This window comes from Ferrimonas sediminicola (genome assembly GCF_005116715.1).
GTDB lineage: Bacteria > Pseudomonadota > Gammaproteobacteria > Enterobacterales > Shewanellaceae > Ferrimonas > Ferrimonas sediminicola.
Window position 1 is genome coordinate 1 of sequence record NZ_SWCI01000013.1, and the last position, 26,650, is coordinate 26,650.

The window sequence follows — 26,650 nt, forward strand, 5'->3', positions numbered from 1 at the left end:
ACCAGGCATGCGGCTTCCAGTTTGAACTCCGCAGTGAATGAGCGACGCTTTCTTGTCATTGAACACCTCTTGTTACGGTGGCGACTTTACCACCTAAAGCGGTGTCCGGGATCATTAAACCACCACAAACCCTTGGTACTCAAGGTTTTTGTTCTGTTCTTGGCTGATATTTATAAGTGCTGTGTTGTGCCAAACCGTGCCAAGTGTGGACAGAGCTCGGGGCGAAGGTGGCTTCGCCCCGAAGGTTCTTAGCGCAGTTGTTTATGTTGGTAGTGGCGGCACACACCGATGCGCCAGAATTTCCGTCCATTGCGATCGACGCAGGGAGGGGGAAACAGCCCAGCTTTCTGCTTTCGATGGGAATCTCGAGGGCTCATGCCCAATAGCTTGGCAGCCTGCTTTCGATTGATGAGCTGGTTTTCGTCAATGTAGAGTTCGGCGAGTTGGTCAGCTTTACTCATGATGACCCCCGTCGGCAATTTCTCGTGCTTGAACCCACTCAAGCAGCTCTGACAGCAGCCAGCATACGGCGTCACTGGTTGGATGTAGCTTGCGTCTTTTGGGGTAAAGGCCCAGTTTTTCCAGCTGCCATGCCGTTGTGCGGGAAACGGAGGTGATCTCTTTGCGTTCTTTTTCTCGAACGAGGCGGTCGACGAATGATGTTTGTTGTTCGTACATGCTCTTTCCTGTTTACTAATGGAAACAGGGAGAATGTTGACGATTGTAGCTCTGGTGGAATAGGAGGCAGTGCTAGCAGAAAGGGGGTTCTGCTAGCACTTCGACACTATATCTGACGAAAATATTCAGGGATTTTCTCATTGAAGTTGTCAGACAACCATTTGTCTAAATCGGCACTTTTAGGGCTATTCGCCCTAGGTGCCCCGATTTTGCTTGGTCGACCGCTGACTTCTTTGATGTATTTCTGGAAGGTTTCGATACTGGGTACTTTCTGCCGATGATGGTCAATCAGCTTACGAATGGATTCTGCCTTGAGCCTTGTGCTTGCTGTATCTAGAAATGGGTCTGTGCCTAATTGCTCGATGATGTCCGCAATGATTGATTTAGTTATATGGTTCTCTGCATTCTTTTTTTGTCCTCCGAGCGAGCGCTGTTCTTGGTACTTTTTGTGCTTTCGGAGTGTCGGAAGAGAGCTAACTAGCTCATTGTACTCTCCAATTATGCTGCCAAACTCAAAGCTCTCAGTGAGCGCTAACTCAACCATCTCAAGAGCCTCTGGTCTATCACTTAGTTGTCTATTAATTAGCCAGCACTTATCAAAAAGACGCTGTGCCTTATCCTGGAGGGATCTTGTGTTTAATAGCTCGAACTCATCTTGTGGTGTGTTATCGAAGCTTTGATTTGGAAGACTTCTGAGTTGCACAAGCATGTTCATGATAAGCATGTATGCACTGGGTTGATTGTAGAAAAAACAGCGCTCAAGTTGCTCTTTGGTGAACATTCCTGTTTGCTCAAGAGCCGACAGATCTTTGGTTGAGATTTGTTCTTGAACTTGGCGCTCGAGGTGCGGGAAAAGGAGTTGCTTCGCTTCTCTTCGCATAAAATTAACTCGCTTCAGAGTGCAGGTGGGTTTCGGTGTTACCAAGGCTTGATCCATTATGGGTTGATGGATTGTTTACGATTGGGCAAACGAGAGAGGCCACCTGATTCAGCGCTTGACGACGTTCCTCCAGGTAGTCATACCGATCGTAGATGCCTTCGACCCCTTTGACCTTGTGGTTCAGGCAGCGCTCGGCAATGTGGCCGGCTACCCCAACCTCCGCCAGCAGGCTTCGGCAGGTGCGTCGTAGGTCATGGATGGTGAAGTGCCTAATTCCAGCTGCTCCCAGAAGATCGTCATATTGGGTGCCGTTGCTGGCCACCTTCTTGCCAAACATCTTTGCCAGCGCATGATTAAGGGTGTCGTCAGCAATATAGGGGCGGCGCTTGCTACTCCTACGCGAAGGGAACACATAATCCGACCCACAGGAGCGAACCTTCAGTTCTTGAAGCCAGGGGATAATGGCTTGGGGCAGGGGAATGATGATGGCGATGCCGGTTTTGCTTCTGCTAGCCGGGAGGTGCCATACCATGTCGTCAAATTTAAACTCCTGCCATTTGGCGGCGATCAGCTCGCCCTTGCGCACACCCAGCACCAGCAGCAGTGCCAGTGCAACGTAGTTGTCTCGGTTAAAGAGCATTGGGTGCTGGCGGAGCACCTCAAATACGGTGTTGAGCTCCTTAATGCTGAGGACACGGTCTCGGCTCTTCTCGATACCGCCAGCATCGCTGACCTTAAAGGCACTGGCAGGGTTGGCGGTGGCTAAATCTAGCTTACAGGCGTGATTAAACAGCTGTTTGCAGTACATCAACGTATCGTTGGCTGTAGCCGGGCGGCCACTGTTGCTGACTTTCTGTATTACGGCCCGGATGTCACGGGCGTTCACTTCACTGATGGGCAGGGTGCCGATCAGGGGCTTTATCTCTTTGGTGTAGATTCGCTTGGGAATCTCAGGGTGTTTGAGTCGGCGGGTGAGTGTTTGGAACCAGTCTTCAAACAAGTCGTCAACGGTGTGGATGGTTACTTGGTTGGCGCGCTCTCGCTCGGCAAGGGGATCGATACCTTGGCGGGCCAGCTGTTTGATCCTAGCGGCTTCGGCGTTGGCGTCCGCCAGCGACAGTTCGGGATATTGTCCGCCAGCCAATGTCATTGTCCGGCGTTTGCCATTAATGGTGTAGCGCACTTCCCATGCGGCTGACTTCGTCGATTGAACTCGTAGGTATAGTCCTCCACCTACGGGTTTTCGTTGCTTCAACCCCGCCCTTAAAAACGCCTTAATCTGCTTATCATTCATATCGTTAAGTCCAAAGTGGTGACTGGTCTGTCACTTGGGTAGTGGCGAAAGCGATTTAGTCACCACTTTAGTCACCACTTTTCTCTGAACTGTAGCAAAAGATAACGAACGGTTGCAAACGCGATGGGTATCAAAAGCTGATACCCTTCAATGAGTTGTAATTACGCACGCACGAGCGGAAACACTATTCGATGTTCTGGATCTGCTCGCGCATCTGCTCGATCAGCACCTTCAACTCCACCGCGGCGGCGGTGATGTCGGTGCTGATGGACTTGGAGGCCAGGGTGTTGGACTCACGGTTGAACTCCTGCATCATGAAGTCCAGGCGACGGCCACAGGCGCCGCCCTTCTTCAGCACCTTGCGGGTCTCGGCGACGTGGGTGTCCAGCCGGTCGATCTCCTCGGCCACGTCCATCTTCTGGGCCAGCAGGATCATCTCCTGCTCGATACGGCCGGGATCCATCTCCTCCTTGACCTCCGCCAGGCGGTCGTTCAGCTTCTGGCGCTGCCACTCCATGATCTGCGGCATGCGGCCGCGGACGAAGGCGGCCTGCTCGGTGACCCCGTCCAGGCGCTCGACGATCATCTTCTCCAGGGCCTGGCCCTCGGAGGCGCGGGCTTCGAGGAAGTGGTCCACGGTTTCGTCGAACTTCTCCAGTAGTTCCTTGCCGATCGCATCCATATCCTGCTCGTTCGCCTCGAGCACCCCGGGCCAGCGCATCAGCTCCACCAGGTTGAGCTGACCGATGCCCGCCATGGTGTGCAGGTGCTGGGCCTTCTCGATCAGCTGGGCCGCCAGCTTCTCGTTCATCTGCAGGGTGTCGCCGGCGTTCTCCGTCAGTTCGAAGCGCAGGTTCACCTCCACCTTGCCCCGGGCCAGGCGCTTGCGCAGCCGATCGCGCAGCATCGGCTCCAGGGAGCGGAACTGTTCGGGCAGTCTCAGGTAGGTTTCCAGATAGCGCTGGTTGACGGAGCGGATCTCCCAGGAGGCGCTGCCCCAGTCAGCTTTCACATCGCTGCGGGCGTAGGCGGTCATGCTGTGGATCATTGGCGGTGGCCTTATGTAGTGTCAGTGGTCCGATTATACCCATGGGCCGGGGGCGCCGGCAAAGCCCCCGGTGCTGCCGGGGGCGCCGGGCTCAGTCTCTGTTGGCCCCAGGGGCCTGGAGCCAGCGGAGCTGGGTGGTGTCGGTCATCGCCACGCCGTGCTTCTCCAGGATGGTGAGGATCGCCAGGTTCAGCTCCTCTGCCGCCTCCAGGTACTCGGGAAACGCCGTGGTCTGGATGTAGCTGAGTACGTTCAGCTGCAGGGCGTTGGGGCCGAACTTGTGGAAGCGCACCCGCAGCGGCGATTCGTGGGTCCTGGGGTGGGCCTTGAGGGCCTCGGTGATCTCGTCCATGACGTCGCGTAGCTTGCTGGCCGGGGTGTCGTAGCGCAGGTTCAGCGCCGGGCTGTAGCGGATCTTCTCCCGTTCGGAGAAGTTCTCCAGCTCCAGGTCGACGAAGGTGGCGTTGGAGATGTGGATCACCGTCCGGTCCAGGGTGCGGATGCGGGTGTAGCGCAGGCCGATCTCCTCCACCACCCCCATCTGGGTGCCGAACTTGCAGAAGTTGCCCACCCTCACCGGCGAGGAGAGGTAGAGGGTGATGGCGCCGATGAGGTTCTCCACCGACTTCTGCGCCGCCAGGGCCACCGCCAGGCCACCGATCCCCAGGCCCGCCAGGATGGTGGTGGCCTTGAACCCCAGGTTCTCCAGCCACATCAGCAGGCCGACGATGATGATCAGGATCTTGGCGATGGTGAACAGCGGTTTGAGCAACTGCGCCCCCTGCTCCCGCCCCTTCTCCTGGAGGCCGCGGTTGAGCCGCTCCCGAGCCAGCTCCATGCCGGAGACCGACACCCACACCAGGGCCAGGATCATCAGGGCGTGGCCCTCGGCGATGGCCCGGGCCTCGATGGAGGGGCGCACCAGCGGGAAGGCTTCACGCACCATCAGCACCACGAACAGCAGCCGGGAGGGGCCGCCGATGAACCGCTGCAGCTGGTCGTTGTCCGGATGGCTGCGCCGGGCCAGCCATTTGAGCAGGGCAAACAGCGGTAGGCTGATGAGGTAGGCCAGCAGGAACATCAGCAGCACGGCGACAAACTGCCAGCTCTGCAGTCCCAGGATCTCGAATTCCGGCAGGTGGTGACTGAGGTATTCGCCAATGGGGCCGTCGCCGTACTGGGCATAGAGGCTGGGCACCTCGCCCAGGGTGGCGTTGGAGATCTTCCAGATGTATTGGCCGTCTCCCCGAGGCACCCGCTGCATGTAGACGCTGATCTGCCTTGAGCCCAGAGGGATGCGTCCCACCAGATCGCGGTAGGGAGGCAGGCCGTCGCCGGCCAGGCCGTTCCTGGATTCACTCATCGACTGCAGGTCGACCCACAGGGTGCGGTTGAGGATCAGCTTGAACTCCTCTGCCAGCTCCGCCAAGGGGGTGTCTGCCATGGCGGCGGGCAGGTTGCGGCCGTCCAGGTAGTGGGCGGCCCGTTCGAAGTCGTTGTGCTCCAGGGCGTGCAGCAACCCCTCCATGGAGGAGCGGGGCGAGCCGCGCTCATACTCATCGATCACCGTGGGCTCCGGCGGCGGCTCCTGGGGCTCGGGGGCTGCCTCTTCGGCCTGCTGGGGCGATTGCTGCTCCATCATGTTCTTCAGGGTCGGGGGCTGAGCCTGCAGGCTCAGGGGCAGCAGCAGGCAGAGCCACAGCCATCCATGTCGAAGTTGCATCATTAATCGCCCGTTTTTTCTCCTGGCCAGGCTTCAGTTATATCAGATAATGATGGTTAAACAACCAACTGCCCCAGGCCAGACAGAGCCTCGCGTCCGGGGGGCCGGATCGGTATAATGTGCCGCACATTTTCAGAGCCAAGGCACTATCCATGCGTCCAGACAACCGAGCCCCTAACCAGACCCGCCCCATTACCCTGACCCGCAACTACACCCGCTATGCGGAGGGGTCCGTACTGGTGGAGTTCGGCCACACCAAGGTGCTGTGCAACGCCACCGTCGAGGAGGGGGTGCCGCGCTTCCTCAAGGGCAAGGGCCAGGGCTGGGTGACCGCCGAATACAGCATGCTGCCCCGCGCCACCCACAGTCGCAGCGGCCGGGAAGCGGCCCGCGGCAAGCAGGGCGGGCGTACCCTGGAGATTCAGCGGCTGATCGCCCGCTCCCTGCGGGCAGCGGTGGATCTGGACAAGCTGGGTGAGTACACCATCACCGTGGATTGCGACGTGATCCAGGCTGATGGCGGCACCCGCACCGCCTCCATCACCGGCGCCTGCGTGGCCCTGGTGGATGCCCTCAATGGCCTGCAGCGCGACAAGAAGCTGACCGTGGATCCGCTGAAGTTCATGGTGGCGGCCGTGTCCGTGGGCGTGGTCGACGGCCGGGCGGTGTGCGATCTGGCCTATGAGGAGGACTCCGCCGCCGAGACCGACATGAACGTGGTGATGGCGGAGGATGGCCGGATGATCGAGGTCCAGGGCACCGCCGAGGGCGAGCCCTTCAGCCACCAGGAGCTGCTGGAGATGCTGGAACTGGCCAAGTCGGGGATCGACGACATTGTCGCGGCCCAGAAGGCGGCATTGGCCGAAGGCTAACTGTTTTATCGAAGGCGACGAAGGGGTCGCCTTTTTTGTACCCACACAACGAGAATAAGGTCGGAATAGAGTGAAAGCTTACCAACGAGAATTTATCGAGTTTGCCCTGGAACGTAACGTGCTGCGTTTTGGCGAGTTTACTTTGAAATCTGGCCGCAAGAGCCCCTACTTCTTCAATGCCGGCCTGTTCAACACCGGCCGCGATCTGGCCCGCCTGGGTCGCTTCTACGCCGCGGCGCTGGCGGACTCCGGCATCGAGTATGACCTGCTGTTCGGCCCCGCCTACAAGGGGATCCCCATCGCCACCACCACCGCCGTGGCCCTGGCGGATCACCACGACACCGACAAGCCCTACTGCTTCAACCGCAAGGAGAAGAAGGATCACGGCGAAGGCGGCAACCTGGTGGGGGCGGAGCTGGCCGGCCGGGTGATGCTGGTGGACGACGTGATCACCGCCGGCACCGCCATCCGCGAATCGATGGCGATCATCCAGGCCAATGACGCCTCCCTGGCTGGGGTGCTGATCGCACTGGATCGCCAGGAGAGGGGCCAGGGGGAGCTGTCCGCCATCCAGGAGGTGGAGCGGGACTACGGCTGCTCCATCATCGCCATCGTCACCCTGGGGGATCTCATCGCCTACCTGCAGGAGCAGCCGGGCCGGGAGAGGGAGCTGGCGCAGGTGAGCGCCTACCGCGCCCAGTACGGCATCTAGCCAAGGGGCGACAACGCGAAATTTCAATCAAAAATGGCGCCATCTGGCGCCATTTTTGTCTCTTTTCGCAGCTTTTCAACTCTGGAGTAGCTGGCGCTGGATAAAGGCCCACTGCTCGCTGAAGCGCTCGGTGGGCGGCACCTTGAACTCGCTGCGCACGTACTGGGCGATGCGCCCCTCGGCGTAGGAGAGCAGCAGGTTGGCCAGCATCCCCTCCTCCAGGTAGAAGCCGGAGCCCTCCCGCAGCGCCTTCTCCCGCAGGGCCTGCTTGAGATTGGTTTCGATGCGGGCGAACAGCTTGTTCATCCGCTCCCGCAGGCGCTGCTGTTCGCCGGTGAGGGCGTCGCCGGTGAGCAGCCGGGTGATCCCCGGGTTGCGCTCGGCGAAGGTCAGCAGCAGCTGCAGGATCAGCTGGCAGCGCACCATGGTGTCCTGTTCCTCCTCCATGATCAGGTTGATCTGGGACAGCAGGGTGTTCTCGATAAACTCGATCAGCCCCTCGAACATCCGCGCCTTGGAGGGAAAGTGGCGGTAGAGGGCCGCCTCGGACACCCCCACCTCGGCGGCCAGCTTGGAGATGGTGATCCGCTGGCCTGGCAGGGTTTCCAGCATGCTGGCCAGGCACTGGAGGATCTGTTCGCGACGACTGGTTTTGGCGTTGTTGCTCATGGCGGTGCTCCGGCGTTACTGGGTACCGGAGTGACCGAAGCCGCCTTCGCCCCGTTCGCTGGCGTCGAAGGAGGCCACCTGGGTGAAGGCCGCCTGCACCACTGGCAGGAACACCAGCTGGGCCACGCGTTCGCCGGGCTCGATGGTGACGCTCTGGTTGCTGCGGTTCCACAGGGAGCACATCAGCGGTCCCTGGTAGTCGGAGTCGATCAGCCCCACCAGGTTGCCCAGGACGATCCCCCTCTTATGGCCCAGGCCGGAACGGGGCAGGATGGTGGCGGCCAGGCTGGCGTCGCCGATGTGGATCGCCATGCCGGTGGGCACCAGCTCGCTCTGGCCGGGCTCCAGCACCAGGGGGGCGTCGATCACGGCGCGCAGGTCCATGCCGGCGGAACCCGGGGTGGCGTACTCGGGCAGGGGCCACTCACTGCCCAGGCGGGGATCCAGAATTTTCAGCTCGATGGGTGTTTTCATTGTTGTCTCTTACTTCGTCAGTTTCTCTGCGATGGTCAGCAGCAGCGCCTCGGCCTGGGTGGCCTTGTCGCTGTGGCCCAAATCTTTGCTGCCTCCGGGCCAGTAGAGGGTCAGGGCGTTGCTGTCCGCGTTGAACCCCTGGCCAGGCTTGGAGACGTCGTTGGCGGCGATCATGTCCAGCTTCTTGCGGGCCAGCTTATCCAGGGCGTAGTGCTCCACATCCCGGGTTTCGGCGGCGAAGCCAACGGTGAACGGTCGCTTACTGTGGCCGGCTACTGTAGCAAGGATGTCCGGGTTGCGCACCATCTCAATGGTCAGAGTTTCCTGAGATTTTTTAATCTTGTCGGTGGCGGCGGCCACCGGGCGGTAATCGGCCACGGCGGCGCAGCCGATGAAGATCTCATGGGCCTCCACCCGGGCCATCACCGCCTCCAGCATCTGCTGGGCGGACTGCACGTCGATGCGGGTTACGCCGGCGGGGGTGGCCAGGGTGACCGGGCCGCTGACCAGAGTGACGTCGGCGCCGAGGCGGGCGGCCTGCTCGGCCAGGGCATAGCCCATCTTGCCGGAGCTGTGGTTGGAGAGGTAGCGCACCGGATCCAGCGCCTCCCGGGTGGGGCCGGCGGTCAGCAGCAGCGTTTTGCCGGCCAGGGGACCAGGTTCAGCCGCACCCTGGGCGGCGGCCAGGGAGAGGGCGGTGATCTCCTCCGGCTCCGGCAGGCGGCCGGGTCCCACCTCGCCACAGGCCTGATCGCCGCTGGCCGGGCCCCAGAGGGTGACGCCACGGCTTGTCAGGGTGGCGAGGTTGGCCTGGGTGGCCTGGGCCAAGTACATCACCTGGTTCATCGCCGGGCAGACCCGGATCGGCGCCTCGGTGGCCAGGCATACCGCGGTGAGCAGCTCATCGGCCATGCCGGCGGCCAGGCGGGCGATGAAGTTGGCGCTGGCCGGGGCGATGATCACCTCATCGGCCCAGCGGGCCAGTTCGATGTGACCCATCCCCAGCTCGGCGGCCGGGTCCAGCAGGTCATGGGCCACGGCGTGGCCGGAGACCGCTTGCAGGGACATGGGGGTGACAAATGCCTTGGCACCGCCGCTGAGGACGACGCGGACATCGGCGCCGGTCTCCTTGAGACGGCGCACCAGGATGGGGGCCTTGTAGGCGGCGATGCCACCGGAGATCCCCAGCACGATATTACGGGTGATTTTGCTCATGGCCATTGGTCGTTTTCTGAGAGTGGCGCCTAAGATAACACATGGCAGGCACGGTCGGTGACGACCGGCTCACTAACTGACGGCAGACCAGGGAGGGCGCCATGGGAATAGGAGACTGGCCAACATCGGAGCGGCCGAGAGAGCGGTTACTCAGCCTGGGAGCCCAGGTGCTCAGCGATGCCGAGCTGCTGGCGATCTTCCTGCGCACCGGCCACAGCGGCGTCAGCGCGGTGGAGCTGGCCAGAAAAGCCCTGGGGCAGGCGGGCAGCCTCAACGCCCTGCTGGGAATGACGCCGGAGGCCTTTACCACCATCCACGGCATGGGGCTGGCCAAGTACGTGCAACTGCAGGCGGCCCGGGAGCTGGGGCGCCGCTGCCTGGGGGAGCGCAGCCAGGCCAGGAGCGCCCTCAACAGCCCCGCCGCCGCCCGGGACTACCTGCAGGCGACACTGGGGCACCGTCATCACGAAGTGTTTGCCCTGTTGCTGCTGGACAGTCAGCACAGAGTGGTGGAACTTACCGAGCTGTTTCGTGGTACCATAGACGCCGCTAACGTGTACCCCCGTGAGGTGGTCAAGACGGTGTTGTCCGCCAATGCCGCCGCGGTGATCCTGGCCCACAACCACCCCAGCGGGGTGTGCGAACCCAGCCAGGCGGATCGCGCCATCACCAAGCGGATACAGAATGCCCTGGCACTGATCGACGTATCGGTACTGGATCACCTGGTCATCGGCCACGGCGAGTGTTGCTCATTTGCCGAAAGGGGATGGCTTTAAGCTCAGTTTGCTTGATCTTTGCTTCTTTATCTTGTATAAAATGCGCCCTTCGTGTGCCTCGGGCGACGGCCATACGAGGTACAATGATGCTCGAGCAATATTTTGGAGACTGAAATGTCTAAAGTATGTCAAGTTACCGGCAAGCGTCCGGTGACCGGGAACAACGTTTCCCACGCTAAAAACCACACCAAGCGTCGTTTCCTGCCCAACCTGCAGACCCACCGTTTCTGGGTTGAAGGCGAGAAGCGCTTCGTGAAGCTGCGCGTATCCACCAAGGGTATGCGTATCATTGATAAGAAGGGTATCGATGCAGTTCTGGCCGAACTGCGTGCCCGCGGTGAGAAGGTTTAAGGAGATAAATCATGGCAGCTAAAGGTGGTCGTGAGAAGATCCGTCTGGTATCCACTGCTGGTACTGGTCACTTCTATACTACTGACAAGAACAAGCGCAACATGCCTGAAAAGTTCGAAATCAAAAAGTTCGATCCTAAGGCTCGTAAGCACGTTCTGTACAAGGAAGCCAAGATCAAGTAATTGATCCGCACCTTGAGAAAACCCGGCATCTGCCGGGTTTTTTTATGCCCGCCAAAAACCTACAATCGAAGCTCATACTGGCAACTTCGAGGCCCGCCATGGCCAAGCGTCGTAATTGGAACAACGCGCTGATCATCGCCCTGTCGCTGTTTGGCATGCTGCTGCTCTACGTGACCAACCTGATCAGTCCCAACAGCAGCAGCTACCCGCTGCTGCCCGAGGGCCGCGCCATCGAGGCCCTGGTGTTGCAGGAGCTGGTGGTGCACCGGGAGGGGGAGGGCTGGCGCTCCGAGCCCCAGCTGGATGCGGAGCGCCTGGACGGGCTGATGGCACTCTGGAGCGACGCCAGGCTGCTGCCCATCAACGATCCCGTGCCTCAGCCCCGGGGTCCGGTGCAGGTGGATCTCTACCTGGATGATGGCGAGGATCCGGTGACGGTGCTGCTCTACCCGGAGCTGGGTTACGTGAAACTGCTGGGGCAGCCCCAATGGTGGAAGCTGCTGTCCGCTCAGGGGGAGGCGCTGCTGAACCGGGGGAGCAAGGATGCCTGAGCTGCCAGAGGTGGAGGTGACCCGCCAGGGAATCGCCCCGCACCTGATCGGCCATGCCGTCACCCGGGTGGTGGTGCGCCAGCCCAAGTTGCGCTGGCCGGTGCCGCCGGAGATCCTGCAGCTGCAGGGGCAGACCATCACCGGGGTCAGCCGCCGGGCCAAGTACCTGCTGGTGGAGTGTGCCGTCGGCACCCTGATCCTCCATCTGGGCATGTCCGGCAGCCTGCGGGTGTTGTCACCGGCGCCGCCGGCGGAGAAACACGATCATCTGGACATCGAGCTGGACAGCGGTGCGGTGCTGCGCCTCAACGACCCCAGACGCTTCGGCGCCGCCCTGTGGTGGACCCAGCCCCTGGATGGCCACCCGCTTATCGCCAAATTGGGCCCTGAGCCGCTCTCTGCGGCCTTCAACACCGAACATCTGGCACTCTGCCTTAAGGGGCGCACCAAGGCGGTTAAATTGGCGCTGATGGACAATCAGGTGGTGGTGGGGGTAGGTAATATCTACGCCAACGAGGCGCTGTTCGGCGCCGGCATCGATCCGCGCAAGTCAGGCGGCGAGCTGACGCCGGCCGCCATCGAGCGGCTGGTGGCGGAGGTGAAGGCGGTGCTGGCCCGGGCGATCACCCAGGGGGGCACCACCCTGAAAGATTTCACTCAGGCGGACGGCAAGCCGGGCTACTTCGCCCAGGAGCTGCTGGTGTACGGCAAGGGTGGGGAGCCCTGCCCGGTGTGCGACCATCGGCTGAAAACGGTGAAGCTGGGACAGCGCACCACCACCTACTGCCCCCGTTGCCAGCGTTGATCAGCGGCGGCGGGCCATCTCTTCGGCCACCGCCTGCTCCACCACCGGGTGGAGGAAGGTGCTGACGTCACCGCCGTGGAAGGCCACATCCTTCACCAGGGAGGAGGAGATGAAGGTGTACTTCTGGGCGGGGGTGAGGAAGATGGTCTCCATCTCCGGGTGCAGATGGCGGTTCATCCCCGCCAGCTGGAACTCATACTCGAAGTCCGCCACCGCCCGCAGGCCCCGGATCAGCACGTCCGCTTTCTGTGCCTTGGCAAAGTCCACCAGCAGGCCGGTGAACCCCTGAATCTCCACGTTATCCATATCGGCGGTGATCGCCTTGGCCAGTTCCACCCGTTTGTCCAGGTCGAACAGTGGCTGCTTGCTGGCGCTGGTGGCGATGCCGACCACCACCTTGTCGAACAGCTTGGCGCTGCGCTTGATCAGATCCAGGTGGCCGTTGGTGATGGGATCGAAGGTCCCGGGGTAGATGGCGATTTTGGTCATCGTAGTTTAAATCTCGCACTGTCCAAGTGGACTCTCGGAAAACTGAAAGTCCAGAAGCGGGTCAATATCCACTGAGCCTCTGTTTTGCTTAGCATAAGCATAACTGACTGCACCGTACAGGGCATCCGGCTTCTAAGCAAGGACGCCTATTGGTGGAGGGTTTTCAGATCGAGTGGATCCTGATATTTGTTCTTGGGCTGTTGGGGACCACCTGCCCGGCAAGCGCAACTAACTGCCAAAATTGGCGATGGTTGTAAGCTTGATGACGGAGGTTCGAAGATGAGAATTCACGGATTTTTGTCGTAAAAGTTCACTGTGATATGGTGTTCGGTTATTGCTGAGCGATATTGTCAATCGAGCCTCCAGTTCAGTGCACAGTCATTGTTATCTCGGTGTCAAGTGACTAATCCAATGGCGGCCCAACTCATGAAATCTTCTATCCAATGCCAACGTCAACCTAGCCGGAGCGGTTGGCGGCCTGTTGTTACTGTGGTCGGTCATTCGGATAATGGGCTTGGAGTGAGTCGGGATAAGAGCGTACTGTGCAGGAAGGCTGTGTTTGGTCGTGGCGGAGCGATCGTAGCTGGTTAATTCAAAGATTTGTTTTGGGTCCGTCGGAGTGGCAGGCCAGTAACCCGGCCTGGGATGGCCAAGACTATAGGACTGCGTTATGAAGCAGAGTATTCTTCGAGAGCTGACCGAAGCGGCCCAGGTTCTGGACAACTTCCTCAACGACCAGGCCCAACTGGAAGCCATCGAAGCCGCCGCCCGGCTGATCGCCGATGCCCTGAAGCTGGAGGGCAAGGTGATCTCCTGCGGCAATGGGGGCTCCCATTGTGATGCCATGCACTTTGCCGAGGAACTGACCGGGCGCTATCGGGCCAACCGTCCCGCCTATGGTGCCATCGCCGTGTCCGATCCCAGTCACCTTTCCTGTGTCAGCAACGACTACGGCTACGACCAGGTATTCTCCCGTTTCATCGAGGGGGTTGGGCGCCAGGGGGATGTGCTGTTTGGCATCAGCACCAGCGGCAACTCCCAGAATATCCTCAACGCCCTCGAGGCGGCCGGTTCCCGGGGGATGAAGACCGTGGTTCTGACAGGCAAGGATGGTGGAAAAATGGCTAATTTGGCGGACGTGGAGATTCGGGTGCCCCACTTCGGCTTCGCCGATCGTATCCAGGAGGTGCACATCAAGGTGATTCACATCCTGATCATGCTGATTGAGGAGCAGATGGCGACTTAAGTTTCCATTGTGAAAAAAAGAGGCGCCTTGGCGCCTCTTTTCGATTGAGGAAGGTTAACCCTTGTGGATCTTATGGATGATCTCGGTGGTGGAGACGCCATCCTCGAAGCCGAGGATCTTCACCTCGCCGCCGTTGGCGATCACCTCCTTGTGGCCGGCGATCTGCTCCACCTGGTAGTCGCCGCCCTTGACCAGTAGGTCCGGCAGCACTTCGGCAATCAATCGTTGAGGGGTGTCCTCAGAAAAGGGTACCACCCAGTCCACGGCGCCCAGGGCCGCCAACACGCTCATGCGACGCTCCAGATTGTTCACCGGGCGGGCCTCACCCTTGAGCCGCTTCACCGAGTCGTCGCTATTGACCGCTACAATCAGGCGGTCGCCCAGCTTGCGGGCCTGCATCAGGTAGCTGACGTGACCGGCGTGGAGGATGTCGAAGCAGCCGTTGGTCATTACCACCTTCTCACCCCGGGCCTTGGCATCGGCCACCGCGTACAGCAGCTGGCTCTCGCTCATGACCCCGAAGCCGCTTTCGTCGTGCATGGAGGCGACCATGGTCGCCAGCTCCACTGCGGAGATGGTGGCGGTGCCGCGCTTGCCCACCACCACCGAGGCGGCGGCGTTGGCCAGGGCGCAGGCCTGGGGAAGGTCGCTGCCTGCGGCCATGGCCGCGGCCAGGGTGCCGATCACCGTGTCGCCGGCACCGGTGACATCGTACACCTCTCGAGCCATGGCGGGCAGGTGCAGCTCCTGCTGTCCGGGACGCAGCAGGGTCATCCCCTTCTCGGAGCGAGTGACCAGCAGCCCGTCCAGTTCGAGACGTTCAATTAGGGCCAAACCCTTGGCCACCAGGTCGGCCTCGTCGGTCACCTTGCCGACCACCGCCTCGAATTCGCCCATGTTGGGGGTGAGCAGGGTGGCGCCGCGGTACTTTTCGAAGTCGGTACCCTTGGGATCCACCAGGCTGGGGACCCCAGCCTTGCGGGCAAGGCGCAGCAGTTCTGGGACGTCGGAGAGTGCACCCTTGGCGTAGTCGGAGATCACCACCACCTTGGCTTGGGCCAGGGCCTGTTCGGTTTTGCGGTTGATGGACGCCTCGCCTTCTGTACCGAAGGGCTCTTCGAAATCAACGCGAAGCAGTTGCTGATTGCGAGACATTACCCGGAGCTTGGTGATGGTGGGGGCGGTGTCCAAGGTTACCAGATTTGGAGAGACGCCCAGGCCTTCCAGTTTTCTGACCAGAATTTCGGCGGCCTCATCCCTACCCACAAGGCCGATAAGCTCGCTCTGTCCTCCCAGGGCTGAGATATTCAGCGCTACGTTGGCGGCTCCGCCCGGCCGATCATCAATGTCGGCAATCTTGACGACGGGAACCGGTGCCTCTGGTGAGATTCGAGCGGCGGGGCCATCCCAGTAACGGTCCAGCATCACGTCACCAACGACCAGAACCTGAGATTGGTTAAAGGAGGGCAGGGATACTTTCATTGCCTGGGGAAACCTCATTTACTTGAAAGCGGGTATCTTATCATGTTGTCAGCGGTGCAGCCCCCCTGAGTTGCCCCGGAACATGCTCTGTTTTTTACTGGTTCAAGTCCTTATGTTACAGTTCGCCCCTTCGACATGTGATCCATGTTGAAGGACCCCGCGTGGGCAAAATCTCTGTGAACGTGCCGATTTCTTAATGAAAAAATATCTTTTTTACGTAGAGCTGCCCTACACCCTCTCAATCCTCAGGCCCCTGCAGGCGGAGATCCGCGCTCGAGGTGACCAGGTGAAGTGGTTTATCGCCGGTGACCGCATGAGTCCGGTGCTGCTGGCGGCGGATGAGGAGCGGCTGGAGAGCGTGGCGGCGGTGAAGGCCTACGACCCCTACGCCGTGTTTGTGCCAGGCAACGTGGTGGCGGATTTCTTCCCCGGCATCAAGGTGCAGGTGTTTCACGGCCTGGAGTGGAAGAAGAGGGGCCACTTCGGCATTCGTGGCTTCTTCGATCTCTACTGCACCCACGGCCCCATCACCACCGACAGGTTCAACGAGCTGGGGCGCAAGCATGGTTACTTCAGGGTAAGGGAGACCGGTTGGCCCAAGATGGACCCTTACCTGGGGCTGCCCCAGCCACCTGTGGGCGAGGTGCCGGTTATCGTTTACGCCCCCACCTTCTCGCCGTCGCTCACCTCGGTGCCGGATCTGTATGAGCCGATCAAGCGGCTCAGCCAGGCGGGCCGCTATCGCTTCGTGGTCAAGTTCCACCCCAAGATGGAGCAGGGCTGGATCGACAAGTACCGGGCGATCCAGGGGCCTTGCCTGGAGGTGTCCGACGACGAGGACCTGCTGCGGGTCTATCAGCAGGGCAACCTGGTGCTCTCCGACACCTCCAGCGCGGTGACCGAGGCGCTGATGATGGGCAAGGTGGTGGTCACCTACAGGAACAGCCAGCCCCAGCCCTGTCTGTTGGATTTCGACCAGGCGCAGCAGCTGGGGCGGTTCCTGGAGCTGGGGTTGCACCCCAGCGAGGCGCTGCGGGAGGAGATCGACCGTTATGTCGGAGAGGTACACCCCAACCTGGACGGTCACAGCTCGGCCCGCATCCTGGCAGCGGTGGATGAGGTAGCGGCCCAGGGCGTGTTGCCCAAGCCGCTAAATTTGATTCGGCGCTTCAAGGTTCGCAAGCGTCTGGGGTATTATCGCTGGTCCTGATCCCGGGGCCCTGTTACTGAAGTTAGGTTTTGTATATGCGCGTGATTACTTTCGGCACCTTCGACATGTTTCATGTCGGCCACCTCAACATCATTGAGCGGGCCCGTGCCCTGGGGGACAGTCTAGTCGTCGGTGTCTCCTCTGATGCTCTCAACTTCAGCAAGAAGAGCCGATACCCCGTCTGCAATGAGCGCGATCGCAGCCGCATCATCGGCGCCCTGGCGGCAGTGGATGAGGTATTCCTGGAGGAGTCCCTCGAGCTGAAGGCGGAATATATCCAGAAGCACCAGGCGGACATCCTGGTGATGGGGGATGACTGGAATGGCAAGTTCGATCATCTCAGCGACCTGTGCAAGGTGGTCTATTTGCCCAGAACTCCAGCCATTTCCACTACAGAACTGATTGAAGTTGTTAAGTCTTTACCAGCGGAAGGTTAAGTATTTTTGCTGCCGCCACCGATGTTAAGGGGCGGCAGATATCGTCAGGGATGAAACCGTGTAGCTCTATGGTGAGATGAGCAACATTTATACCGTTATTCCTGAGAAGTGAAAAAAATGAAGTTTCCTGTTCAAGCTCCTTGGTCATGGCGCCGTGTTGACGGTGGGCCTAAATTGGATATGTCTGTTGCTGAGCATTTGCTGTTTGCTGTTGCAGAGTGCCTCGACAGGGAGGGCATTGTCTATCATCTTGAGGGTGGGACGTTGCTGGGCATTGTCCGTGATGGGCGACTGCTGCCTTGGGATAAGGATCTCGACATCTCGGTGTCCGACAAGGATATTGCTCGGACAAGACGCGTGCTGCGGCAGGTCTTCTGGGCGGGCTGGAAACTGAAATCCAGAAACTTCAGCGTCAAGGGCAGCGGGATGTCCGGCATTCGCATTCTTAAGCTTGAGGATCGCACCGGCGGTCTGTTTCACAGCGGTCACGACTATCTGGATATCTTTACCAAGACACGAAACGGCAAGCACGTCTACTGGCAAGCGGCTGGAAAGATCATGAGGGTGGATGCCAAGTATTACGATGGCTTTGAAGAGGTGGCCTTCAAGGGACGCCTGTTGAAGGTGCCTCTGCACCATCGGGAGTATCTTACCGAGAAGTATGGCGACTGGAGCCAGGTAGTAAAAGAGTGGGACTGCGCAAAAGATGAGAAGTGCATCGTAACTTGAAAGGAGTGAAGCGTCCCGGTCCTCTCGGTACTCGAGCTACCCAGAGGCCAGTTGGGACGCGAATCGCGAATGGTGGAACTCGGTTTGACGCTCCATAGCGACGGTTCTATGCCGTTATTACTGATTTAAAGCCAATGCTAGCTCACGGTAGATGGCCAATGTGGCTTCGACGCCCTGCTCCACATTAAACTTTTCCCTTACCCTCGCCTGTGCTGCCAAACCAAATTTGTCGTTTAGATCTCGGTCCTGGTAGAGGCGATGAATCGCCTCTGCCAGGGCCTTGGCGTCGCCAGGAGGGACGATGAAACCGGTGTGGCCATCCTTCACCAGTTCGGCGTTGCCGCCGGTATCAGACATCACCGCCGGGGTGCCGTAGGAGTTGGCTTCCAACACCGCCCGGCACAGGCCCTCCCGCTTCAGGGTGGGCAGCACCACCAGGTCGCTGGCAGCGGCCACCTCGGGAGCGTCGGTGCGCCAGCCCATGGGATGGATTCTTTCCGGGCAGCCACTGCTGGCAATCATCTGCTTTATCTTGTCGTTGTCAGGGTTTGCTCCAACCAGCAGAAAGTGAATGTTGGCATCCTTGGGCAGGTGGTGGGTGGCGTCCATCAGCACGTGCAGCCCCTTACGTGGACGCAGGTTGGCGACCAGTGAGACCTTAAAGGCATCCTCGGGCAGGTTGAACTGAGACAGGTCTGCAGGGGGATTCTGGTACCAACTGGAATCGTGGCCCTTGTAAACGGTGGCCAGCTTCTTCGATGGGTTGTTGACGTGGTTGGCCAGATCTTCCTCAACCGCTTTGGCCACGCAGATGATCTTATCGATGCGCGGATGCAACATAGATAGGTAGCTGGAGGGATCGATGCGGCGGATGTTGCCGGTCTGACCCCGATAGGCGATCACCTTCACCGGCAAGCCGATGGCGGCAGTGGCGCCGTTGCTGACCGGAGTATTGGCGAACAGATGCAATACCTGGATTTGGCGATTAATCAAGGTGTGGCGGATGGTTTTGATGGTGTGCCACGAGAGCTTTTTATCCAGGGGCAGGGTGAGCACCTCGATACCATATTGGGCATAGTAGTCCACTAGGCCGGAGTCCGGGTTGCACATCACCGTTACCTCCACTTCACCGCTCTGGTGCAGGCCGACAATCTGGGCGGCTTCGGGACGGATGGGATTGATGTTGGGCCTCGAGTGGCGCTCGATCACCAGTGCTCTGATTTTTGACATGGGGTTTCCGTTAGTTAACAAGTCAGATAGGAGCGGGGGCCGCCGGTCCCCGCCATGATCAGCCGTAGAAGCCGCGGTACCAGTCGGCGAACCGCTGCAGCCCCGTGGCCAGGGAGGTGTCCGGGCTGAAGCCCACCGCCTGCTGCAGGTTGTCGGTGTCGGCGAAGGTGGTGTAGACATCACCGGGCTGCATCGGCTTCATGTTCAGCTTGGCCTTGACCCCCAGGGCCTGTTCCAGGGTCTGGATAAAGGTGAGCAGCTCCACCGGCTGATGGTTGCCGATGTTGAACAGCCGGTAGGGGGCGCTGGACTGGTCCGGGGTGGCGCAGTCATTACCTTCATCCCGCTGGGGGATCGCCTCCATCACCCGTACCACCCCCTCGACGATGTCGTCGATGTAGGTGAAGTCCCGGGACAGCTTGCCGTGGTTGAACACGTCGATGGGCTCACCTGCGAGGATCTTGCGGGTGAAGCTGAAGTAGGCCATGTCCGGCCGGCCCATGGGGCCGTAGACGGTGAAGAAGCGCAGCCCGGTGGTGGGCAGGTCATACAGGTGGCTGTAGGTGTGGGCCATCAGCTCGTTAGACTTTTTGGTGGCGGCATAGAGGCTGACCGGGTGATCCACCGCATCGCCCTCGCTGAAGGGCACCTTCCTGTTCATGCCGTACACCGAGGAGGAGGAGGCGTACACCAGGTGCGGCACCCTCTGCTGGCGGCACCCCTCGAGGATGGTCAGCATCCCCGCCAGGTTGGAATCCAGATAGGCCATGGGGTTGTCGATGGAGTAGCGCACGCCGGCCTGGGCGGCCAGGTGCACCACCCGGTCAAAGGTGTCGTTGGCAAACAGGGCGGCCATGCCCTCCCGGTCCGCCAGGTCCAGCTGGACGAAGCGGAAGTTCTCCTCGGGCAGTAGCTGCTCAAGGCGGGCGAGCTTGAGGGTGACGTCGTAGTAGTCGTTGAGGTTGTCCAGGCCTACCACCTGGTGGCCCATGGCCAGCAGTCGCTTGGCGGTGTAGAAACCGATGAAACCGGCGGCACCGGTAACCAGAATGCGCATAAACGTTTTCCTCTGTCCTAGTGGGACGAATATTCAGGCCTGCGTCAGCAGGGCGTCCACCTTGGCGATTACTGCATCGACCTCGATGGCGTGCATCAGTTCCTGGCCCTTGGCCCGGGTTCCCCAGGGGATCTCGGCCAGGGGTTTCCCCTGCTGGGTTTCTACATGGGCCTGGTAGGCGCTGACCACCAGGTCGCGGCTGCTGTAGGGGCCGGTGCGTCCCGGGTTGGAGTGGGCATACAGGCCCACCACCGGCGTGTCTTGGGTGACCGCCATGTGGGCGGGTCCGGTGTCCGGCGCCAGCACCAGGGTGGCGCGGCCGAGCAGGGCCAGCAGCTGCTTCAGGCTGGTCTGGCCCACCAGGTTGGTGACCTCGGTTTCAGCATAGTGCTGGATCTCTTCGGCCAGCCGCTTTTCCAGTGGGGCGGGGCCGCCACACAGCATCACGGCCAGGCCGCGGCTGGCGGCATGATCGGCCACGGCGGCGTAGCGCTGCGGCAGCCAGTTGCGCTCCCCCTTGCTGGCGGCGGGGCAGATGATCAGGGTGCGCTGACCCTGGGGGACCCGCTCCAAGGCGAAGGCCAGATCCTGTTCTGACAGCGGCATCTGCCATCGGGGGGTGGTGTCGGTGACCCCCAACTCCCGGGCAAAATTCATAAACCCGTCCAGCACATGGGGTTCGGCCTGGGGCTGGATGCGGTGGTTGGTGAACAGCCACTGCCCCTCCTTGGCCCTGGCCCTATCGAAGCCGATCCGGATCTTGGCCCGGATCCCCAGGGTGGCGATGGAGGCACGCAGGGCGACCTGCATGTGCAGCAGCACATCGAACCGTCGCCCCCTTAGGGTTCGCCACAGCGCCCGGTAACCCTCCCAGCCCCGGCTCTTGTCGAACACCACCAGCTCCACCCCGGGCAGCCCCTCGAGCAGGGAGGCCTCCACCTTGCCCACCACCCAGGTGATGCTGGCCTGGGGGTGGCGGCGCTGCAGGGCCTGGACCATGGCCACGGCATGGCAGACGTCACCAATGGCGGACAGGCGCATGATGCAGATGGAGCTGGGTGTCGAGGGGAGTGGCATAGTGGGGCGGTTTCCGGCCGTTAAAGCGGCAATTTTAATGAAATTCCTTGCTATGACCAAGTCTCTTTGCCCCGACGGTTGCCATCACCCGGGACCAGGGTCACAATGAGCGCTCTTTTTAGGGTCATCTCGTTGAACTGGGGGCGTCATGCAGCTGATTCAGCACCACAACACCAGCCTGCTGTTGGCGCAGGACAGTCCTGCGGATGCCAGCTGGTTTGACCGCCGGGCCCTGGTGGAGGCCGGCCGGGTGGAGGGGCACTCCGATGGCAGTGGCCGCCATCCCGCCTGGTTCCTCAACGTGGATGGCTACCACTGTGTGCTGCGCCACTACTACAGGGGCGGTCTGCCGGGAAAACTGATCAAGGATCTCTACCTGTGGCCGGGGCTGCACAACACCCGGGCCTACCAGGAGCTGGCGCTACTGGAGCGGCTGGTGTCCCTTGGGCTGCCGGTGAGCCGGCCGGTGGCGGCCCAGGTGGTGCGCTCGGGCCCGCTCTACCGGGCGGACTTGCTTACCGAGCGTCTCGACGGATGTCGGGACCTGGTGAAGACCCTGGTGGACGGCCCCCTGCCTGAAGAGAAGTGGCGCCAGCTGGGTGCCCTGCTGGCCCGTTTCCACAAGGTCGGTGTCTATCATGCGGATCTCAACGCCCGCAACATCCTGATGGATGAGGAGCGGTTCTACCTGATCGACTTCGACCGGGGCGAGATACGTCCGGTCGATCCCGCCTGGCAACAGGCTAACCTGGATCGGTTGCTGCGCTCCTTCCGCAAGGAGTCGGATCGGGTCGCCGGACTGCACTGGCGTGAGTCCGACTGGCAGTCGCTGCTGGCGGGATACCTGGGCTAGGCCTCAGTCCGGCCTAGGGCTTGCAGTACCACCTGGGCCTGGCGTTCGGTGGCGCCGCGGTTGCGGGCCATAAACTGCAGGGCGGCCTGGCCGATCCGTTGACGGCCGCTGTCATCCCCCAGCAACTGGTCCAGAGCCTGGACCAGGCTGTGTTCATCCTCCACCACCAGCATCACTCCCTCCTGTTTGAGCTGGTCTCCAATCTCCTTGAAGTTGAAGTAGTGGGGCCCCATCAGCACCGGTTTGCCAAAGGCGGCGGGCTCCAGGGGGTTGTGCCCCCCACGCTCGATCAGGCTGCCGCCCACCAGGGCGATGTCGCTCATGCCGCACAGGGTCTTGAGTTCCCCCATGGTGTCGCCAATCAACACCTGGGTTTGGGGGGAGAGCGGGCCACCGGCGCTGCGCCTGGCCAGGGTCAGGCCGGCGGTCCGGGTCAGTTCGGCGGCCCGGTCGAACTGTTCCGGGTGCCTGGGGACCAGCATCAGCAGCAGGTCCGGGAAGTGTTCAAGCAGTGTTTTGTGGGCCGCCAGGGCCAGCTCGAACTCGCCCGGGTGGGTGGAGGCGGCCAGCCAGCAGGGGCGTTCGCCCATCAGTTGCAGGCGCTGTGCGCTGGCGTGCTCTCTCTCGGCATCGTCCACGGCAATATCAAATTTCAGGCTGCCACAGTCGGTCATGCCTGCCGGGGCAGCCCCTAGCGTCACCAGCCGGGCTCCGTCGTTGCTGTTCTGGGCGGCGATGGCGGTGAGCTGGCCCAGCATTGGCCCCACCAGGGCGGGGAAGCGGCCGTAGCCCCTGGCGGAGCGCTCGGACAGTCGGGCGTTGGCCAGCACCACGGGAATCTGCCGTTTATGGCAGTGGTGCACCAGGTTGGGCCACAGCTCGGTCTCCATCAGCACCAGGCCGATGGGGGTGAGGCGGCCCAGGAACCGGGCCACCACCGGCCCCAGATCCAGCGGCAGGTAGCAGTGATCCACCAGGTCGCCCAGGTGCTGCCTGACCTGGGCGGAGCCGGTGGGGGTGGTGGTGGTCACTAGAATCGGCATGTCGGGACGCTGCCGCTTCAGGGTGCGGATCAGCCCCAGAGCGGCCAGGGTCTCCCCCATGGAGGCGCAGTGGATGATCAGCGGGGCACGGGTCCGAGGCAGGGTCAGGGCGAAGCGTTCACCGAGTCGTCCGCGGTAGTCGGGGCTGCGCAGGGCGCGCCAGCCCAGGTAGGCCAGCAGCAGGGGCAGCAGCAGGATCAGCAGCAGGCTGTAGAGTAGTCGGTTCATGGCCGGGTCTGTGACTGGTCGGAGCCCGCATCATAAGGCAGGGACAGGGCTGTTTCAAATCCACCGGTGTCTGGTAAGCTAGGTCGGGTCAGAGAGAAGATAACGCTATGAAGACTAAAGACAGAATCATTCTTGCCAGCCGTGAGTTGTTCAATGAACACGGCGAGCGGGCAATCACCACCAACCATATTGCCGCTCACCTGGGGATCAGCCCGGGCAATCTCTACTACCACTTCCGCAACAAGGAAGAGATCATCCGCTGCATCTACAAGGAGTATGAGAACTACATCGTCGAGGCGTTTCGTCCCCTGGATGTGGAAAACGAGAGTGATCTGGAGTTCCTGGTCCGGTATCTGGACGGCATGTTTCAGGCGATGTGGCGTTTCCGCTTCTTCTACGCCAACCTGACCGACATCCTGACCCGGGACAAGGAGTTGCACCAGCGTTACCTGGAGGTGCACCGCCGCATGACCGAGGTGGCCGCCAACAACCTGCGTCTGCTGCGGGACAACGGCACCGTGGTGGTGGAGGACAAGTACATCGAGGATCTGGCTCAGACCCTGAAGCAGATCGTCACCTGTTGGATCTCCTATCGCAATGCCCAGATGTTGGAGAGCAGCATCACCAAGCGCGAGATCTACAAGGGGGTTCTGCGGGTGCTGATCACCTTCCGCGGCATCGTCTCCGAGGCGGCCATGCCGGAGTTCGACCGCATCGAGCGCCAGTACCGGGAGCTCTACGACAGCCTGGGTGGTGAGCCGACCTAGCCCCCTCTTTAACGGCTTTATACACTCTCGGGGGCAGATTGCTGCTGCAAGCTGCCCCATCCCCCGTTAGAATGTCGCCAATAATTAAGGCGGGCTGTCGCGTCGCACACCCTCCCCAACACAGAGGCCGGCACCCTGACGGGGACACGGCCGGGGAGTCCCTGTGCCCACCAGCGCGATGCGTCCGGCCCACAATAATCAAGGATGCCAACGGGAGGCAGCATGTCATCTTCAGTGTTTTACGCCCAGATCCAGCAGCAACTGGAGGACGTAAAGGCCGATGGGCTTTACAAGCACGAGCGCGTCATCACTTCACCCCAGCAGACCGCCATCGAGGTCAGCAGCGGTGAACAGGTTATCAACTTCTGCGCCAACAACTACCTTGGCCTGGCCAACAGCCCCGAGCTGGTTGCTGCGGCTCAGCAGGGCCTGGCGGACCACGGCTTCGGCATGGCGTCCGTGCGCTTCATCTGCGGCACCCAGGACATCCACAAGGCGCTGGAAGCCAAGCTGTCCAGCTTCCTGGGCATGGAGGACACCATCCTCTACTCCTCCTGTTTCGACGCCAACGCCGGCCTGTTCGAAACCCTGCTCGGCCCCGAGGATGCCATCGTCAGCGACGCCCTGAACCATGCCTCCATCATCGATGGGGTGCGTCTGTGCAAGGCCAAGCGGTTCCGCTACGCCAACAACGACATGGCCGAGCTGGAGCGCTGCCTGCAGCAGGCCCGTGAGGCCGGTGCCCGCCATATCCTCATCGCCACCGACGGGGTATTCTCCATGGATGGCGTGATCGCCAACTTGGAGGGGATCTGCGACCTGGCGGACAAGTACGGCGCCCTGGTGATGGTGGACGACTCCCACGCCGTCGGCTTCGTTGGCGAAGGCGGCCGGGGTACCCACGAACACTGCAAGGTGATGGACCGGGTGGACATCATCACCGGTACCCTGGGCAAGGCCCTGGGCGGTGCCTCCGGCGGCTTCACCTCGGGCAAGAAAGAGGTGATCGACTGGCTACGCCAGCGCAGCCGCCCCTACCTGTTCTCCAACTCCCTGGCGCCGGCCATCGTCGCCGCCTCCCTGAAGGTGCTGGACCTGATCGCCGAGGGCGAGGAGTTGCGTGCCCGCCTGTGGGACAACGCCAACCATTTCCGCAGCCGCATGAGTGAGGCCGGCTTCACCCTGGCCGGCGCCGACCACGCCATCATCCCGGTGATGATCGGTGACGCCGCCCTGGCCTCGGAGTTTGCCGACCGCCTGCTGGCGGAGGGGATCTACGTGGTTGGTTTCTCCTTCCCGGTGGTGCCCAAGGGCCAGGCGCGCATCCGTACCCAGATGTCTGCCGCCCATACCCGTGAACAGCTGGACAAGGCGATCGACGCCTTCATCCGCATCGGTAAAGAGCTGGAGATCATCTGATGACCACCATGAAAGCGCTGTCGAAACTCAAGCCGGAGATGGGGATCTGGATGGTGGACGCCCCCAAGCCCAAGCTGGGGCACAATGATCTGCTGATCAAGATTAAAAAGACCGCCATCTGTGGTACCGACGTACACATCTACAATTGGGACGAGTGGTCGCAAAAGACCATCCCGGTGCCGATGATCGTCGGCCACGAGTATGTGGGCGAAGTGGTGGACATGGGCCAGGAGGTGCGCGGCTTCGAACTGGGCGACCGGGTGTCCGGCGAAGGGCACATCACCTGTGGCCACTGCCGCAACTGCCGCGGTGGCCGCACTCACCTGTGCCGCAACACCGTCGGCGTCGGCGTCAACCGTGAGGGAGCCTTTGCCGAGTACCTGGTGATCCCCGCCTTCAACGCCTTCAAGATTCCCGATGACATCAGCGACGACCTGGCGTCCATTTTTGACCCCTTCGGCAACGCGGTGCACACCGCGCTCTCCTTTGACCTGGTGGGGGAGGATGTGCTGATCACCGGCGCCGGGCCCATCGGCATCATGGCCGCCGCCGTGGCTCGCCACGTGGGGGCCCGTCATGTGGTGATCACCGACGTCAACGATTACCGCCTGGAGCTGGCCGCCAAGATGGGGGCCTCCCGGGTGGTGAATGTGGCCAAGGAGAAGCTGGAAGAGGTGATGGCGGAACTGGGGATGACCGAGGGCTTCGACGTGGGCCTGGAGATGTCCGGCGTCCCCAGCGCCTTCAACTCGATGCTGGCCACCATGAACCATGGCGGCAAGATCGCCATGCTGGGGATTCCCCCGGGCTCCATGGGTATCGACTGGAACCAGGTGATTTTCAAGGGTCTGATCCTCAAAGGGATCTATGGCCGAGAGATGTTCGAGACCTGGTACAAGATGGCCAGCCTGATCCAGTCCGGCCTGGACATCACCCCCATCATCACCCATCACTATCACATCGACGACTTCCAGAAGGGGTTCGACGTGATGCGTGGCGGTCAGTCCGGCAAGGTGATCCTCAACTGGGATTGATGGTGCAGTGATTCGGGCGTGTCGATCTTTGCTTAATGTCTTTGCGCCCACATGCCCAAGCAAGAGGGCCGGTTCTCACCGGTCCTTTTTTATTCGCCGTGGATTTCGATACACTGAAG

Annotated in this window: 30 protein-coding genes; 15 read left to right on the forward strand and 15 right to left on the reverse strand. The window is 61.1% G+C overall.

Annotated elements, in window-relative coordinates:
* Positions 1-248: 248 nt before the first annotated feature.
* The 6 genes from FCL40_RS15255 to FCL40_RS15280 all read right to left on the reverse strand — a co-directional run bounded on the left by FCL40_RS15255 (position 249) and on the right by FCL40_RS15280 (position 5,623).
* A complete protein-coding gene (locus tag FCL40_RS15255) occupies positions 249-461 on the reverse strand; it encodes a hypothetical protein (RefSeq protein ID WP_136854162.1) in 213 nt (70 codons plus the stop codon).
* A complete protein-coding gene (locus tag FCL40_RS15260) occupies positions 454-678 on the reverse strand; it encodes a helix-turn-helix transcriptional regulator (RefSeq protein WP_136854163.1) in 225 nt (74 codons plus the stop codon). Before FCL40_RS15260 ends, FCL40_RS15255 begins: the two co-directional genes overlap by 8 nt.
* A 106-nt stretch (positions 679-784) precedes the next feature.
* Entirely contained in the window at positions 785-1,558 is a 774-nt protein-coding gene (locus FCL40_RS15265; protein WP_136854164.1) for a hypothetical protein, read from the reverse strand.
* A gap of 4 nt (positions 1,559-1,562) precedes the next feature.
* The gene (locus FCL40_RS15270; protein ID WP_136854165.1) at positions 1,563-2,852 is read right to left on the reverse strand and encodes a tyrosine-type recombinase/integrase; all 1,290 of its coding nucleotides are present in this window, start codon (positions 2,850-2,852) and stop codon (positions 1,563-1,565) included.
* A 184-nt stretch (positions 2,853-3,036) separates the two neighbouring features.
* Complete coding sequence (locus FCL40_RS15275; protein WP_136854166.1) at positions 3,037-3,900, reverse strand: YicC/YloC family endoribonuclease; 864 nt, start codon at positions 3,898-3,900, stop codon at positions 3,037-3,039.
* Positions 3,901-3,991: 91 nt separating this feature from the next.
* Positions 3,992-5,623, reverse strand: coding sequence for a mechanosensitive ion channel family protein (locus FCL40_RS15280; RefSeq protein WP_136854167.1), 1,632 nt, complete (start codon positions 5,621-5,623; stop codon positions 3,992-3,994).
* A 152-nt stretch (positions 5,624-5,775) separates the two neighbouring features.
* On the opposite strand from FCL40_RS15280, the gene rph reads away from it, so the two are divergent.
* On the forward strand, positions 5,776-6,495 hold the full coding sequence (gene rph, locus FCL40_RS15285; RefSeq protein WP_136854168.1) for a ribonuclease PH: 720 nt from the start codon (positions 5,776-5,778) through the stop codon (positions 6,493-6,495).
* Between the two features lie 70 nt (positions 6,496-6,565).
* Complete coding sequence (pyrE, locus tag FCL40_RS15290; protein WP_136854169.1) at positions 6,566-7,207, forward strand: orotate phosphoribosyltransferase; 642 nt, start codon at positions 6,566-6,568, stop codon at positions 7,205-7,207.
* 75 nt (positions 7,208-7,282) lie between these two features.
* On the opposite strand, the gene slmA is transcribed toward pyrE, so the two are convergent.
* The 3 genes from slmA to coaBC are packed head-to-tail and all read right to left on the reverse strand — an operon-like array spanning position 7,283 to position 9,565.
* The gene (gene slmA, locus FCL40_RS15295) at positions 7,283-7,876 is read right to left on the reverse strand and encodes a nucleoid occlusion factor SlmA (protein WP_136854170.1); all 594 of its coding nucleotides are present in this window, start codon (positions 7,874-7,876) and stop codon (positions 7,283-7,285) included.
* A 15-nt stretch (positions 7,877-7,891) separates the two neighbouring features.
* The gene (gene dut / locus FCL40_RS15300) at positions 7,892-8,350 is read right to left on the reverse strand and encodes a dUTP diphosphatase (protein WP_136854171.1); all 459 of its coding nucleotides are present in this window, start codon (positions 8,348-8,350) and stop codon (positions 7,892-7,894) included.
* Between the two features lie 9 nt (positions 8,351-8,359).
* Entirely contained in the window at positions 8,360-9,565 is a 1,206-nt protein-coding gene (coaBC, locus tag FCL40_RS15305) for a bifunctional phosphopantothenoylcysteine decarboxylase/phosphopantothenate--cysteine ligase CoaBC (protein WP_136854172.1), read from the reverse strand.
* A 101-nt stretch (positions 9,566-9,666) separates the two neighbouring features.
* On the opposite strand from coaBC, the gene radC reads away from it, so the two are divergent.
* From radC to mutM, 5 genes are all read left to right on the forward strand, one after another.
* Positions 9,667-10,341, forward strand: coding sequence for a RadC family protein (gene radC / locus FCL40_RS15310; protein ID WP_136854173.1), 675 nt, complete (start codon positions 9,667-9,669; stop codon positions 10,339-10,341).
* 114 nt (positions 10,342-10,455) lie between these two features.
* On the forward strand, positions 10,456-10,692 hold the full coding sequence (gene rpmB / locus FCL40_RS15315; protein WP_136854174.1) for a 50S ribosomal protein L28: 237 nt from the start codon (positions 10,456-10,458) through the stop codon (positions 10,690-10,692).
* Positions 10,693-10,703: 11 nt separating this feature from the next.
* The gene (gene rpmG / locus FCL40_RS15320; protein ID WP_028112610.1) at positions 10,704-10,874 is read left to right on the forward strand and encodes a 50S ribosomal protein L33; all 171 of its coding nucleotides are present in this window, start codon (positions 10,704-10,706) and stop codon (positions 10,872-10,874) included.
* Between the two features lie 98 nt (positions 10,875-10,972).
* Positions 10,973-11,425 (forward strand): hypothetical protein, encoded by a 453-nt coding sequence (locus FCL40_RS15325; RefSeq protein ID WP_136854175.1) that lies wholly within the window; start codon positions 10,973-10,975, stop codon positions 11,423-11,425.
* Complete coding sequence (gene mutM, locus FCL40_RS15330) at positions 11,418-12,230, forward strand: bifunctional DNA-formamidopyrimidine glycosylase/DNA-(apurinic or apyrimidinic site) lyase (protein WP_136854176.1); 813 nt, start codon at positions 11,418-11,420, stop codon at positions 12,228-12,230. The genes FCL40_RS15325 and mutM overlap by 8 nt, the downstream gene beginning before the upstream one ends.
* On the opposite strand, the gene coaD is transcribed toward mutM, so the two are convergent.
* Positions 12,231-12,719: a pantetheine-phosphate adenylyltransferase gene (gene coaD / locus FCL40_RS15335; RefSeq protein WP_136854177.1), complete on the reverse strand. Its 489-nt coding sequence runs from the start codon at positions 12,717-12,719 to the stop codon at positions 12,231-12,233.
* Between the two features lie 670 nt (positions 12,720-13,389).
* On the opposite strand from coaD, the gene lpcA reads away from it, so the two are divergent.
* Entirely contained in the window at positions 13,390-13,965 is a 576-nt protein-coding gene (gene lpcA / locus FCL40_RS15340; protein ID WP_136854178.1) for a D-sedoheptulose 7-phosphate isomerase, read from the forward strand.
* Between the two features lie 54 nt (positions 13,966-14,019).
* On the opposite strand, the gene hldE is transcribed toward lpcA, so the two are convergent.
* Positions 14,020-15,447: a bifunctional D-glycero-beta-D-manno-heptose-7-phosphate kinase/D-glycero-beta-D-manno-heptose 1-phosphate adenylyltransferase HldE gene (hldE, locus tag FCL40_RS15345; protein WP_136854179.1), complete on the reverse strand. Its 1,428-nt coding sequence runs from the start codon at positions 15,445-15,447 to the stop codon at positions 14,020-14,022.
* Between the two features lie 196 nt (positions 15,448-15,643).
* Here hldE and FCL40_RS15350 point away from each other — a divergent pair, with 196 nt between their 5' ends.
* The 3 genes from FCL40_RS15350 (at position 15,644) to FCL40_RS15360 (ending at position 17,823) form a co-directional block, all read left to right on the forward strand.
* Positions 15,644-16,657 (forward strand): CDP-glycerol--glycerophosphate glycerophosphotransferase, encoded by a 1,014-nt coding sequence (locus FCL40_RS15350; RefSeq protein WP_136854180.1) that lies wholly within the window; start codon positions 15,644-15,646, stop codon positions 16,655-16,657.
* 35 nt (positions 16,658-16,692) lie between these two features.
* Positions 16,693-17,094 (forward strand): pantoate--beta-alanine ligase, encoded by a 402-nt coding sequence (locus FCL40_RS15355; RefSeq protein WP_136854181.1) that lies wholly within the window; start codon positions 16,693-16,695, stop codon positions 17,092-17,094.
* A 117-nt stretch (positions 17,095-17,211) separates the two neighbouring features.
* The gene (locus FCL40_RS15360) at positions 17,212-17,823 is read left to right on the forward strand and encodes a LicD family protein (RefSeq protein ID WP_136854182.1); all 612 of its coding nucleotides are present in this window, start codon (positions 17,212-17,214) and stop codon (positions 17,821-17,823) included.
* Positions 17,824-17,940: 117 nt separating this feature from the next.
* Here the strand turns inward: FCL40_RS15360 and FCL40_RS15365 are convergent, their stop codons facing one another.
* The 3 genes from FCL40_RS15365 to FCL40_RS15375 are packed head-to-tail and all read right to left on the reverse strand — an operon-like array spanning position 17,941 to position 21,187.
* Positions 17,941-19,053, reverse strand: coding sequence for a glycosyltransferase (locus FCL40_RS15365; RefSeq protein WP_136854183.1), 1,113 nt, complete (start codon positions 19,051-19,053; stop codon positions 17,941-17,943).
* A gap of 58 nt (positions 19,054-19,111) precedes the next feature.
* Entirely contained in the window at positions 19,112-20,110 is a 999-nt protein-coding gene (locus FCL40_RS15370) for an NAD-dependent epimerase (protein ID WP_136854184.1), read from the reverse strand.
* Between the two features lie 33 nt (positions 20,111-20,143).
* Positions 20,144-21,187 (reverse strand): glycosyltransferase family 9 protein, encoded by a 1,044-nt coding sequence (locus FCL40_RS15375; RefSeq protein ID WP_136854185.1) that lies wholly within the window; start codon positions 21,185-21,187, stop codon positions 20,144-20,146.
* A gap of 148 nt (positions 21,188-21,335) precedes the next feature.
* Between FCL40_RS15375 and FCL40_RS15380 the strand changes: the two genes are divergently transcribed.
* The gene (locus FCL40_RS15380; RefSeq protein ID WP_136854186.1) at positions 21,336-22,040 is read left to right on the forward strand and encodes a 3-deoxy-D-manno-octulosonic acid kinase; all 705 of its coding nucleotides are present in this window, start codon (positions 21,336-21,338) and stop codon (positions 22,038-22,040) included.
* Here FCL40_RS15380 and waaA read toward each other — a convergent pair.
* Positions 22,037-23,311, reverse strand: coding sequence for a lipid IV(A) 3-deoxy-D-manno-octulosonic acid transferase (gene waaA, locus FCL40_RS15385; protein WP_136854187.1), 1,275 nt, complete (start codon positions 23,309-23,311; stop codon positions 22,037-22,039). The genes FCL40_RS15380 and waaA overlap by 4 nt on opposite strands.
* A 107-nt stretch (positions 23,312-23,418) precedes the next feature.
* On the opposite strand from waaA, the gene FCL40_RS15390 reads away from it, so the two are divergent.
* The 3 genes from FCL40_RS15390 (at position 23,419) to tdh (ending at position 26,531) form a co-directional block, all read left to right on the forward strand.
* Positions 23,419-24,078 carry a TetR/AcrR family transcriptional regulator gene (locus tag FCL40_RS15390; RefSeq protein WP_136854188.1) on the forward strand — a complete coding sequence of 220 codons (660 nt, stop codon included), beginning with the start codon at positions 23,419-23,421 and terminating at the stop codon, positions 24,076-24,078.
* Between the two features lie 222 nt (positions 24,079-24,300).
* Positions 24,301-25,497, forward strand: coding sequence for a glycine C-acetyltransferase (locus FCL40_RS15395; protein ID WP_136854189.1), 1,197 nt, complete (start codon positions 24,301-24,303; stop codon positions 25,495-25,497).
* An 8-nt stretch (positions 25,498-25,505) separates the two neighbouring features.
* Entirely contained in the window at positions 25,506-26,531 is a 1,026-nt protein-coding gene (tdh, locus tag FCL40_RS15400; protein ID WP_136854248.1) for an L-threonine 3-dehydrogenase, read from the forward strand.
* The last annotated feature ends 119 nt before the right edge of the window (positions 26,532-26,650 follow it).